The 11,223-nt window shown below is 57.2% G+C and carries 16 protein-coding genes; 12 read left to right on the forward strand and 4 right to left on the reverse strand.

Features of this window, described 5'->3' with window-relative positions; all coding sequences use genetic code 11:
• Positions 1–302 precede the first annotated feature (302 nt).
• The 6 genes from rpsJ to Q0C28_RS16330 all read left to right on the forward strand — a co-directional run bounded on the left by rpsJ (position 303) and on the right by Q0C28_RS16330 (position 4,416).
• A complete protein-coding gene (gene rpsJ, locus Q0C28_RS16305; protein ID WP_008563081.1) occupies positions 303–617 on the forward strand; it encodes a 30S ribosomal protein S10 in 315 nt (104 codons plus the stop codon).
• A gap of 18 nt (positions 618–635) precedes the next feature.
• Positions 636–1,349 carry a 50S ribosomal protein L3 gene (gene rplC / locus Q0C28_RS16310; RefSeq protein ID WP_293577408.1) on the forward strand — a complete coding sequence of 238 codons (714 nt, stop codon included), beginning with the start codon at positions 636–638 and terminating at the stop codon, positions 1,347–1,349.
• Positions 1,346–1,963: a 50S ribosomal protein L4 gene (rplD, locus tag Q0C28_RS16315; protein WP_293577384.1), complete on the forward strand. Its 618-nt coding sequence runs from the start codon at positions 1,346–1,348 to the stop codon at positions 1,961–1,963. The genes rplC and rplD overlap by 4 nt, the downstream gene beginning before the upstream one ends.
• Complete coding sequence (locus Q0C28_RS16320) at positions 1,960–2,256, forward strand: 50S ribosomal protein L23 (RefSeq protein ID WP_024095825.1); 297 nt, start codon at positions 1,960–1,962, stop codon at positions 2,254–2,256. The genes rplD and Q0C28_RS16320 overlap by 4 nt, the downstream gene beginning before the upstream one ends.
• Before the next feature lie 105 nt (positions 2,257–2,361).
• Positions 2,362–3,726 carry an MATE family efflux transporter gene (locus Q0C28_RS16325; protein ID WP_293577386.1) on the forward strand — a complete coding sequence of 455 codons (1,365 nt, stop codon included), beginning with the start codon at positions 2,362–2,364 and terminating at the stop codon, positions 3,724–3,726.
• 60 nt (positions 3,727–3,786) lie between these two features.
• Positions 3,787–4,416 (forward strand): hypothetical protein, encoded by a 630-nt coding sequence (locus tag Q0C28_RS16330; RefSeq protein ID WP_293577388.1) that lies wholly within the window; start codon positions 3,787–3,789, stop codon positions 4,414–4,416.
• Between the two features lie 72 nt (positions 4,417–4,488).
• Here the strand turns inward: Q0C28_RS16330 and Q0C28_RS16335 are convergent, their stop codons facing one another.
• Entirely contained in the window at positions 4,489–5,262 is a 774-nt protein-coding gene (locus Q0C28_RS16335; protein WP_293577390.1) for a CatB-related O-acetyltransferase, read from the reverse strand.
• A 417-nt stretch (positions 5,263–5,679) separates the two neighbouring features.
• Here Q0C28_RS16335 and rplB point away from each other — a divergent pair, with 417 nt between their 5' ends.
• From rplB to rplP, 5 genes are read left to right on the forward strand one after another with little or no spacing between them, the layout of a single operon-like run.
• Entirely contained in the window at positions 5,680–6,522 is an 843-nt protein-coding gene (rplB, locus tag Q0C28_RS16340) for a 50S ribosomal protein L2 (protein WP_293577392.1), read from the forward strand.
• A gap of 3 nt (positions 6,523–6,525) precedes the next feature.
• A complete protein-coding gene (rpsS, locus tag Q0C28_RS16345; RefSeq protein ID WP_005980699.1) occupies positions 6,526–6,804 on the forward strand; it encodes a 30S ribosomal protein S19 in 279 nt (92 codons plus the stop codon).
• Between the two features lie 3 nt (positions 6,805–6,807).
• Positions 6,808–7,188: a 50S ribosomal protein L22 gene (gene rplV / locus Q0C28_RS16350; protein WP_008560423.1), complete on the forward strand. Its 381-nt coding sequence runs from the start codon at positions 6,808–6,810 to the stop codon at positions 7,186–7,188.
• Positions 7,188–7,895 (forward strand): 30S ribosomal protein S3, encoded by a 708-nt coding sequence (gene rpsC / locus Q0C28_RS16355; protein ID WP_293577396.1) that lies wholly within the window; start codon positions 7,188–7,190, stop codon positions 7,893–7,895. The genes rplV and rpsC overlap by 1 nt, the downstream gene beginning before the upstream one ends.
• A 12-nt stretch (positions 7,896–7,907) precedes the next feature.
• Positions 7,908–8,321 (forward strand): 50S ribosomal protein L16, encoded by a 414-nt coding sequence (rplP, locus tag Q0C28_RS16360; RefSeq protein WP_014876004.1) that lies wholly within the window; start codon positions 7,908–7,910, stop codon positions 8,319–8,321.
• Positions 8,322–8,549: 228 nt separating this feature from the next.
• Here rplP and Q0C28_RS16365 read toward each other — a convergent pair whose 3' ends face one another.
• Complete coding sequence (locus tag Q0C28_RS16365) at positions 8,550–9,017, reverse strand: DM13 domain-containing protein (protein ID WP_293577400.1); 468 nt, start codon at positions 9,015–9,017, stop codon at positions 8,550–8,552.
• A 130-nt stretch (positions 9,018–9,147) separates the two neighbouring features.
• Between Q0C28_RS16365 and Q0C28_RS16370 the strand changes: the two genes are divergently transcribed.
• Positions 9,148–9,768 carry a TIGR02466 family protein gene (locus Q0C28_RS16370; RefSeq protein ID WP_293577402.1) on the forward strand — a complete coding sequence of 207 codons (621 nt, stop codon included), beginning with the start codon at positions 9,148–9,150 and terminating at the stop codon, positions 9,766–9,768.
• Between the two features lie 101 nt (positions 9,769–9,869).
• On the opposite strand, the gene Q0C28_RS16375 is transcribed toward Q0C28_RS16370, so the two are convergent.
• Both Q0C28_RS16375 and Q0C28_RS16380 read right to left on the reverse strand, forming a co-directional pair.
• Positions 9,870–10,214: a DUF6122 family protein gene (locus Q0C28_RS16375; RefSeq protein WP_293577404.1), complete on the reverse strand. Its 345-nt coding sequence runs from the start codon at positions 10,212–10,214 to the stop codon at positions 9,870–9,872.
• A gap of 114 nt (positions 10,215–10,328) precedes the next feature.
• Positions 10,329–11,012, reverse strand: a complete 684-nt coding sequence (locus tag Q0C28_RS16380) for a hypothetical protein (protein ID WP_293577406.1) — start codon at positions 11,010–11,012, stop codon at positions 10,329–10,331.
• Between the last annotated feature and the right edge of the window lie 211 nt (positions 11,013–11,223).

Below are 11,223 nucleotides of genomic sequence, written 5' to 3' on the forward strand. Positions count from 1 at the left end.
CGAATACACGTCTTCGAACTTCATAAGTCGAACTTCCTGTAACACTTCTGTCCGCTTCATAACGCCTCCTTTCGGAGACATGATAAAACCGGACAGATCGCATGTTACCTACACCGGACATATCGCTTGTTAGCGACACTCCCACCCAAACCCCCTTGTCACATTGGCTCAACAGGCGTATACGGCGCCATCCCGCTTTGCGGGGCAGAGGCGGGGTGATTCCCGCCTTTTGGGTTCGATGAGGGTGAGCGGTGGTCGCGTGCCCTCCTCTCAACCCCAACGCCTGAGAAAAAGGCACGACTATGCAAAGCCAAAATATCCGTATCCGGCTGAAGGCATTTGACTTCCGCGTACTGGACGCCAGCACGCAAGAAATCGTCAACACTGCCAAGCGGACCGGCGCCCAAGTGCGCGGCCCGATCCCCCTGCCGAACAAGATTGAGAAATTCACCGTTCTGCGTGGCCCGCACGTTGACAAGAAATCTCGTGACCAGTTCGAGATCCGCACCCACAAGCGGCTCCTGGATATCGTTGATCCGACCCCCCAGACCGTGGACGCGCTGATGAAGCTCGACCTCGCCGCTGGTGTGGACGTCGAAATCAAACTGCAGTCCTAAGATCGGAGGGTAATGACTATGCGCTCTGGTATTATCGCAAAGAAAGTCGGCATGACCCGGCTGTTCCTGGAAGACGGCAAGCAGGTTCCTGTGACCGTTCTTCAGCTGGATGGTCTGCAAGTGACCGCACAGCGCACCGAGGAAAAAGACGGCTACACCGCTGTTCAGCTCGGCGCAGGTTCGGCAAAGGTCAAGCGTGTATCGAAAGCCATGCGTGGCCACTTCGCAGCAGCGAAGGTTGAGCCCAAGCGCAAGCTGGTTGAATTCCGCGTGCCTGCAGATGGCCTGATCGAAGTGGGTGCGGAAATCTCCGCAGAGCACTTCCTCGAAGGTCAAAAAGTTGACGTGACCGGCACCTCCATCGGTAAAGGTTTTGCCGGTGCGATGAAGCGCTGGAACTTTGGTGGTCTGCGCGCCTCGCACGGTGTGTCGATCTCCCACCGTTCCCACGGTTCGACCGGTCAGTGTCAGGATCCCGGCAAGGTTTTCAAAGGCAAGAAAATGGCCGGCCACATGGGTGCAGCCCGCGTGACCACACAGAACCTGGAAGTCGTCAAGACCGACGCTGATCGTGGCCTGCTCATGATCAAAGGCGCCGTTCCTGGCTCCAAAGGTGGCTGGGTCACCGTGAAAGACGCCGTGAAGAAGAAAGCTCCTGAAGGTCTGCCTTACCCGGCGGCTCTGAAGACAGCTGCAGCGGAAGAAGTCTCCGCGGAAGGTGGTGAAGCATGAAACTTGATGTGATCAAACTGGACGGCGGCACCGCCGGCAACATCGAGCTGGATGCAGAGCTGTTCGGCCTGGAGCCGCGCACCGACATCCTGCACCGTGTGGTGCGCTGGCAGCGCAACAACGCGCAGGCCGGTACGCACAAGGTGAAGACCCGCTCCGAGACCTCCTACTCGACCAAGAAGATCTATCGCCAAAAAGGCACCGGTGGCGCACGTCACGGTGACCGCAATGCGCCGATCTTCCGCAAAGGTGGTATCTACAAAGGTCCGACCCCGCGTTCGCACGGCCACGATCTGACCAAAAAATTCCGCAAGCTGGGTCTGCGCCACGCGCTGTCCGCCAAAGCAAAAGCGGGTGAGCTGGTCGTTATTGAAAACGCCGATTCCGAAGGCAAGACCGCCGCTCTGGCCAAACAGGTCAAGGACCTGGGTTGGAAGCGCGCATTGGTCATCGATGGGGCATCCGTGAACGAGGGCTTCGCCCGCGCCGCGCGCAACATCGACGGTCTGGATATCCTGCCGACAATGGGCGCAAACGTCTATGACATCCTGAAGCGTGACACCCTGGTGATCACCAAAGCAGGTGTCGAAGCACTGGAGGCTCGCCTGAAATGAGCGCGAAGGCAGAACACTACGACGTGATCCGCAAGCCGATCATCACCGAAAAAGCAACCATGGCATCCGAAACCGGTGCAGTGGTCTTCGAAGTGGCGATCGACTCCAACAAACCCCAGATCAAAGAAGCCGTTGAGGCGCTCTTTGGTGTGAAGGTCAAAGCGGTCAACACCACTATTACCAAGGGTAAGGTCAAGCGTTTCCGCGGCCAGATCGGCCGTCGCAAGGACGTGAAGAAAGCCTATGTGACCCTGGAAGAAGGCAACACAATCGACGTGTCCACCGGACTCTAAGATTTGCCGTCTTACACGACAGTCAGACCCCTCACCGCATGGTGGGGGGTCTTTTCATTTGTGATGTAGGCTTGACGTCGGCTGACCGCAACGTAGGTGGAGACCATGCGCGATATTGATCTGACCCAAGGGCCCATCTCGGGGCATTTTCGAACGTTGGCTGTGCCTGCTGCGATGGGGATGTTGTTTTCCACGCTCTACAATGTCGTGGATGTGTATTTCGCGGGTCAGATCTCCACCGATGCACAGGCCGGGATGTCGATTGGGTTTCAGGCCTTTTTCATCATGATGTCAGTGGGCTTTGGCATCGGCTCTGCCATGGGCGCATTGGTGGGCAACGCGCGCGGTCGCAAGGATGATGACGAGGCCCGTTTGTTCATCCTGCAGGGGCTGTCCTTTGCCATCGTGGCAACGATCTTGCTGATTTGCTTGGGCGCGGCCATCGGACCATTGTTGATCCAGCTGGTGTCGGAGCCTGGCCCTTATCGCAGCGCAGGGACCGGGTATTTCTATTGGCTGCTGGCTGCGCTGCCGGGGTTCTTGTTGGCATTTTCGGCCAATGGTGTGCTGCAGGCCCATGGGGACAGCGTGACGATGCAACGGGCCATGATGGGAGCCTTTGTGGCGAACATCGGGCTCAACCCTCTGTTCATCTACGGCGTGCCGGGCGTGGTGCCTGGAATGGGGTTCAACGGGATTGCGCTTGCAACGATTGTGTCGCAGAGCGCGGTGATGCTCTTTGTGGTGCGCGCTGTGTTGCGCGTGCGGGTGATGCAGGACGCGTCTTGGGCCGAGCTGTGGCCACATTTGCCCACTTACCGGGCGATCCTGGTTCAGATGGCGCCCACATCTCTGTCCTTCACGGTGCTGTTTGTGTCCGGCTTTGTGGTGCAATTCGCGCTCAGCCAATTTGGCGGGCACGCCATCGCCGCCTATGGGATCGCGCTGCGCATTGAACAGATCCTCCTGTTGCCTGTGCTTGGCATGACCGGCGCCCTGCTGCCGATTGCCGCCCAGAACTTCGGGGCAGGGGATCATGCGCGGGTGCGCGAAGCGCTCTGGTTCTGCTGGAAGCTGGGTCTGGCGATGACCATCGGGGCCGCACCTATCCTGTGGTTCGGCGGTGGGTTTGCCATGGCGTTGTTCACTGACGATCCTGAGGTGATCGCAGTGGGGCAAAGCTATCTGCGCGTCGACAGCTTTCTGTTCACGATTTACATGATGCTGTTTTCGATCAACTCCTTCCTGCAGGCCATGAAACGGCCGATCTGGACCCTGTGGATTTCAATCTACCGTCCGGGATTTGGTGTCGCTTTCTTTGTCTGGGTGCTGATCGGCCTATTTGACATGGATGTTTGGGGCGTTTGGCTTGGCATCGCGATTGCGGTGACCACAGGCTGGATGATCGCGCTGGTCATCACGGCGCGGGTGGCGCGGCAGGAAATCAATGGCCTGCGGCCCGTCGGCTGAACCGACACATTTGGACAGCAAGGCAGAGCGGAGGCAACGGCTGCAATGATGAGAATGCTGATGAGAGCCTTTGCAGACCTTGGCACCGGCAGCACCAATGGTGCGATCGACGAACTACCCCCCGAGGTCGACATCGCGCTGACCGAGGCGTTGGTCGGCCTGAAGCGCGATCCCTACATCAAATTGGCCGATGCGGAGCTGCGGATCATCTCGGTCTTTGATGAATTGAAATATGACCGCGCGGATATGGATGTACTCAGCCGGTCCATGCGTGAACATGCGGTGGAAAAGCTGGCCCCGCTTGGCTTCCGACAGGTGACGGGCAGCAGCTTTCAGCATTCAGATACCGGTGTGCGTATTCTGATGCCAAAGTCCCACGCACTGGGAGGATCGCCATTTGACATCGCCCGCTATACCCCGCGCGGTGCATGGGATTACTACCTTCTGACGCCGACCCAGGCCGCTTGCATGATGATCGATGCCTATTCCACGATGAAGGCGATGGAGCGCATCAAGACGCTGATCAAAACGCAACCGATCAACATCTTGCGGATCTCTGATTACTTGGAAAAGAAACCCGCCCATGATGCGTTCGAACAGGCCGTGGGCCACCTGCAATTCGTGCAGCGCGAAGCCGTCACCTCAGAACCACTACGCCGCCGCCGCGCCTTGGGCTCCCTCCGGGTTTAGGTGCCGGGTGTCGTCTACTGTCCTTGCGTTCTGACACTTGGATACGGGCGACTTGATCAGGCCAGTAGCTGATCAAACGGGTGCTGGCACAAGATCACCATGAATCCCATGCTCTTTGCGACTGATCTTGTACCACCGATTATCCTGTGGAGCGAATGTCCCATCTGCAATGCGCTGCTCAAGCGTGTCCAGAGCTTCAGCCGGGTCACGCCAATTGATGGGCTGTCCGACAACTTCATAGTTCCACCACTGCAATTCCTGCAGCCGCGCGATCACCTCCGGTTCAAACCGTGATTTGATCGGTTTCGCCGGAACACCCGCCACCACAGTGAAGGGTGCCACATCCTTAGTCACCACAGCACCAGTGCCGATGACAGCCCCATCACCAATGGTCAGCCCTGGCATGATCTTAACGCCCGACCCGATCCACACATCATTGCCGATGGTGGTCGTGGGTGTCTTTTCAAAGCTGTGCAGCGGTGCGGCATCAAACGGCGCGCGAAACACAGCTTCATAGGGAAAGGGGGAGGTGGTCAGAGAGTCCAGCGGGTGGTTGGACAGGGTCGCCACATTGTCACCAATGCTGCAGTAACGCCCGATCTTTGTGTTGTGAAAGGTCGCCCGGACAGAGACGTAGCTGAAGGCACCAACAACTGTGTTGTCCAAAACCGCCTCCTGAAAAACCCGTGCGGGTTCACCCAGAAAGACATCACCAAAAAGCCCGACAGAGGCATGAACCTGAATGCTGATCGACACGATTTTTCCCCGAAATGACCTGTTCTTGCCATAGCAGAGCAGGCGCACGCCGTCTCGGGTTTTATCGCGCCCCCATGGTGCAGTGGTCATCGCACACTCTCGGTCGCCGTGGTCACAACGCTGGTTGCATCGTTGATAGGTCGGCTGCGAAAACGCTTGTTCATGCGGCGGAGAATATGCAGAGATTGCGTTGGTAGGTTGTCGATCGTCGATTACCTGTGCCGCACAACACAGGTCACCACAGAACGATGGTGTCCCAAGACCCGCGTGTCTTTGGCGCATGCCAACTGTGGTTTGTGTGATGCCCATTGCCAGCCCCTGCCGACTCTGTTAAACGCCAGCCATCCTGACCACCCCGGATTCGTTCCGGGGTCGTTACGTTTGTCGGGATGTTCTTAGTTGGGGACCTTTGGGGCCCTTTATCTCAGGCACCTACGGGGGCCTTCAACATAGCCGGACCAAAGACAATAACCTAAGGTCTGGCACGCTAAACGGAAGACAGAAAGCATGGCACTCAAGTCGTATAAACCGACGACGCCGGGCCAGCGTGGGCTGGTTCTGATCGACCGTTCGGAGCTTTGGAAAGGGCGTCCGGTCAAATCTCTCACTGAGGGTCTGACCAAATCGGGCGGCCGGAACAACACCGGACGGATCACTTCACGTCGTCGTGGCGGCGGCGCAAAGCGTCTCTACCGGATCGTCGATTTCAAGCGCAACAAATTCGATGTTGCGGCTACCGTCGAGCGGATCGAATATGACCCGAACCGGACCGCATTCATCGCACTGATCAAATACGAAGACGGCGAGCAGGCTTATATCCTCGCTCCGCAGCGTCTGGCTGTTGGTGAGCAGGTCATCGCCTCCGCGAAGGCTGACATCAAGCCCGGCAACGCAATGCCATTCTCGGGCATGCCGATCGGTACCATCGTTCACAACATCGAAATGAAGCCCGGCAAAGGCGGCCAGATCGCCCGTGCAGCCGGTACCTACGCTCAGTTCGTTGGTCGTGATGGTGGCTACGCTCAGATCCGCCTGTCCTCGGGTGAACTGCGCCTGGTCCGTCAGGAATGCATGGCCACCGTTGGTGCCGTGTCCAACCCTGACAACTCGAACCAGAACTTCGGTAAAGCTGGCCGAATGCGCCACAAGGGCAAGCGTCCAAGCGTCCGTGGTGTCGTTATGAACCCGATCGATCACCCACACGGTGGTGGTGAAGGTCGTACCTCCGGTGGTCGTCACCCGGTGACCCCATGGGGTAAGCCGACCAAAGGTAAGCGCACCCGCAACAAAAACAAAGCGTCGCAAAAGCTGATCATCCGCTCGCGCCACGCCAAGAAGAAGGGGCGTTAATATATGTCTCGCTCTGTATGGAAAGGCCCCTTTGTCGATGCTTACGTGCTGAAAAAAGCCGAAGCAGCGCGCGAGTCCGGCCGCAACGAAGTCATCAAGATCTGGTCGCGTCGTTCCACCATTCTGCCCCAGTTCGTGGGTCTGACATTTGGTGTGTACAACGGTCAGAAGCACATTCCCGTCAACGTCTCCGAAGACATGATTGGTCAGAAGTTTGGTGAATATTCGCCAACTCGCACCTATTATGGTCATGCTGCGGACAAAAAAGCGAAGCGGAAGTAAGTCATGGGCAAGGCAAAAAATCCCCGCCGCGTGGCTGACAACGAAGCAATGGCAAAATTGCGCATGCTTCGCACCAGCCCGCAGAAACTGAACCTGGTCGCAGGCATGATCCGTGGCAAGAAAGTTGAAAAGGCTCTGACCGATCTGACTTTCTCCAACAAACGGGTTGCTCAGGACGTGAAGAAATGCCTTCAGTCCGCGATTGCAAACGCAGAAAACAACCACAACCTTGACGTCGATGAACTGATCGTCGCCGAGGCCTATGTTGGGAAAAACCTGACCATGAAGCGTGGCCGTCCCCGTGCCCGTGGCCGGTTCGGCAAGATCCTGAAGCCATTTTCAGAGATCACCATCAAGGTGCGTCAAGTTGAGGAGCAAGCCTAATGGGACATAAAGTCAATCCGGTCGGCATGCGCCTTCAGGTCAACCGTACCTGGGACAGCCGTTGGTACGCAGACACCAAAGACTATGGTGACCTGCTGCTCGAAGACCTGCGCATCCGTGATTTCATCAAGGAAGAGTGCAAGCAGGCTGGCATCGCACGTGTGATCATCGAACGCCCGCACAAGAAATGCCGTGTGACCATTCACACCGCACGTCCTGGCGTGATCATCGGCAAAAAAGGCGCGGATATCGAAGTGCTTCGCAAGAAGATCGCCTCGATGACCGACTCCGAGCTGCACCTCAACATCGTTGAAGTGCGCAAGCCGGAACTCGACGCACAGCTGGTTGGCGAGTCCATCGCTCAGCAGCTGGAACGCCGGGTGTCTTTCCGTCGTGCCATGAAGCGGGCCGTTCAGAACGCAATGCGCATGGGCGCCCTGGGTATCCGGGTGAACGTCGCTGGCCGTCTGGGTGGTGCTGAAATCGCGCGTACCGAATGGTACCGTGAAGGTCGTGTGCCCCTGCACACCCTGCGCGCCGACATCGATTACGCACACGCCGAAGCCTCGACCCCTTACGGGATCATCGGGATCAAAACCTGGATCTTCAAAGGCGAGATCATGGAACACGATCCACAGGCGCGTGACCGTAAAGCACAGGAACTCCAGGACGGTCCAGCACCTCGCGGTGCAGGCGGTCGTCGCTAAGGAGGGTATGAGATGCTTCAACCAAAGCGTACTAAATTCCGCAAAATGCACAAAGGCCGGATCTCCGGTCTGGCAAAAGGCGGTTCGGACCTGAACTTCGGCACCTATGGCCTGAAGGCAACCACTCCTGAGCGCGTCACCGCGCGTCAGATTGAGGCTGCTCGTCGTGCCATGACCCGTCACATGAAGCGTCAGGGCCGTGTCTGGATCCGTATCTTCCCGGACACCCCGGTCACCTCCAAGCCCGTCGAAGTTCGTATGGGTAAAGGTAAAGGTTCCGTGGATTACTGGGCCTGCAAAGTGAAGCCAGGTCGCGTGATGTTCGAGATCGACGGCGTCAATGATGACATCGCACGTGAGGCCCTGCGCCTGGCTGCGATGAAACTGCCGGTCAAGACCCGCGTCGTGGTTCGCGAAGACTGGTAAGTGGCTCACGCCAGCTACTGATCTGAAAATAGAAACCCCCGCTGATCGCTCAGCGGGGGTTTTTCGTTCTGCACCACCCGGTCTTCATGGCCGGGGTGTCTGGCCTGAGTGTATGGCCAGGGTGTATGACCTGAGTTGTTTTCGATCCAGAGACCCCCGCTTAGCTGCCGTCAGATAGACGCCGCTGGCACACACCCACTAAGATGTGTGCGCGTAACGATCCTGCCCTCAACGGTACTGCGCGGCGGTGATAAACTCGCCGAACGCTTCGCACCAGATCACCACAGTGCTGTATCCGTTGATGTCGATCCCCTCCGGGACATCAAGAATGAAACCCTCAAACATCTTCACGTCTCCGACCTGGACCGCCTGGCTTTTGATGGCTTCAAACCCCGCCTCATCCTCGACGAACTCGGGTGCGAGATACAGTTTGTAGTCAGGGCCGGGTGCCAGTTCTCCCATATGGGTGATCCGGCTTGGAGACAGGCTGATGCTGCCTGTGCCCCAATGCAGAAAATCGCTTCCTGCCAGATCGCGGGTGAAGCTGGCAGTATAGGCGGCCCCTTCTGCACCCGCAGCCAACGTCGCGGCATCAGGGCCTTCGGGCGCAGTGAGGATGGGCAGGGTGTAAATCCCAAGTGCAAAGCCGATCGCACAGGCCACGCCATGGCTCACCAGCCGGAAAATCCAACGCATGTCTTTGTCCCTTATCCTTGTTTCCGCCAGCTTACGTGCCGGTGGCCGCGAAAGGGAAGGGGCAGTTGCGCCCGCAGGTGGCGAAACAACGGATCTCGCACTTTGGCCGGGTATCGGGTAAACCGCAGCCATGGCACAGATTGAATCACTCTTCGTTACCCGTCTTTACCGCGCAGCACTGTCCGAACATGGGCCCAGTATCGATGCGGCAGAACTCGAAAACTCCTGCTTTGTCATCGCCCAGGATGATGATGCGGGTCAGGACTGGTGCGAGGAAAACGGCTATCCCGGCTACACGTCCTACGCATCCTTGACCGATTTGCCCTGGCGGTTCCCGATCTTCGCGGATCTGGTGAAATCACTGGACCTGCATGTCGCGGCCTTTGCCGAGGATCTGCAGCTGGATCTGGATGGGCGCAATCTGGTTCTGGAAGATCTCTGGATCAACATCCTGCCAGAAGGCGGCACCCACGCCAGCCACATTCACCCGCATTCTGTGATCTCGGGCACCACCTATGTGTCGATGCCGGATGGCGCCAGCGCGCTCAAGCTCGAAGACCCCCGCCACGCCATGATGATGGCCCATCCCCCGCGCACCAAGGATTGCCGACAGGAGCTGAAGACCTTTGTTTATCAATCGCCCGCTGTCGGCGATGTGCTGCTGTGGGAGAGCTTCATCCGCCATGAGGTGCCGCTCAACATGGCCGAGGACGAGCGGGTCTCCGTCAGCTTCAATTACAAGTGGGAGTGAGGCGGGCTTCCGCAAGCGTTCCGACGGGGGCTGAAACTAGCGAGCCATGAGCGCCGCTTACCAGCACCCCGCATTCAACTGTCCCGCTCGTGGCTTTCCGGTCACCAGGTCCCTTGCATCACGCAATCCAGCCCATCCGTCGCCAGATGCCACAACGCGCCAAGCGCCAGCGCCCGGACTTTCCAGTCCGGGACCAAAAGCGCGGCGGCATAGGCAACAGCCGCTAGCTCTGAATGCAACGGATGAAACCCGATGCTGCAGCGGTTCGGATCAAAAATCGGCGTCGCCAGCAGGTGATCGGCATCAATCACATTCGCCATTATCATCAGCCCCGCCGCCACCAACCACCGCGCGCGCCCAAACAGCAGCCGCGCGATGACAAACGGCGCCACGAAGTGGAACCCGTAGTGGATGAGGGGCGGGAGCAGAGAGGAGAGTGATGACATTACGCGCCTGGTCCTCCAAGGGCACGACAGGTTGATTGCTTCAAATGAATGGAAACCCCGCTCGCCAAGGGACGGGCGCTTTCAACTGGCGCAGCCATGGATAGATATAATAGGTTAGCCTACTTTATCCTGTTTCGACGCCAGTTCCTTGTCAATGAAACTCTTCCGATCTTGGTTCCACTTTCGTTTGTGTTCTTGGTAGGTTCTCCAATCGAAACTTTCATTTTTTCGTTTCAAGTCGAGAATGCTGGGCATAGGCTGAGTTTTCAGGAACATCCGCTCCGCCTCTTCGAACGGTTCAAGAATTGGTGAGTAAGTTTGGTCGGTTAGGCGGCTATACTTACGCAAAACTCTCGCATTTGAAATTAGAGTGCAGGGGAGAGGGGCGGCTAAAAGGACAATGGCCACTATCGCCACGGCGGCGGGTATTTCAAGATCTGGCCGAAAGGAGGAGAGCGTAAGAACGGCGAAAATGGCGGCCAATGCTAGGAGTGAAAGTTTGCGCCACTTCTTCAGAGAGTCGTCAATTTCGTTTCTAATTTGTGTATTCAGGCCATCTCCAACGACCTTAATCTCAAGAAAGGGCTCTGTATGCTCTTCCTTCAGATCATCAATGAACTCTCGTGCCTTTCCGATACGCCATGCATACTGACGGTTTAGGTGTCTCTGCCAATGATCTATGAAGATCGGGGCTGCCAGAGAGAAAAGAGACATGCCTAAGCTTGCTTCTAATAGGCTTTGAAAATTACTGAGGCTATACATGCTTCCTCTTGAAAATGGTGGTGTTCTGAAAGTCATACTGTGCGTTCCTTTGACAAAAAGGGAAGGATGTTGTTAGAAGGGCGTCCTTCCAATCTCCCCAACCTTTCCCTGTCGAGAACATTCTGAATTGTCCGGTGTAGGTAACATGCCAATTGTCCGCTTCAGTTAGTACCGCAGCAGCCCAAATCGGAACGAGCCGTAGGCGACTGGAGATTTGGGCTGCTGCGTTCGCACGCGTCGAAGCGGG

The organism is Phaeobacter sp., from assembly GCF_022825805.1.
GTDB lineage: Bacteria > Pseudomonadota > Alphaproteobacteria > Rhodobacterales > Rhodobacteraceae > Phaeobacter.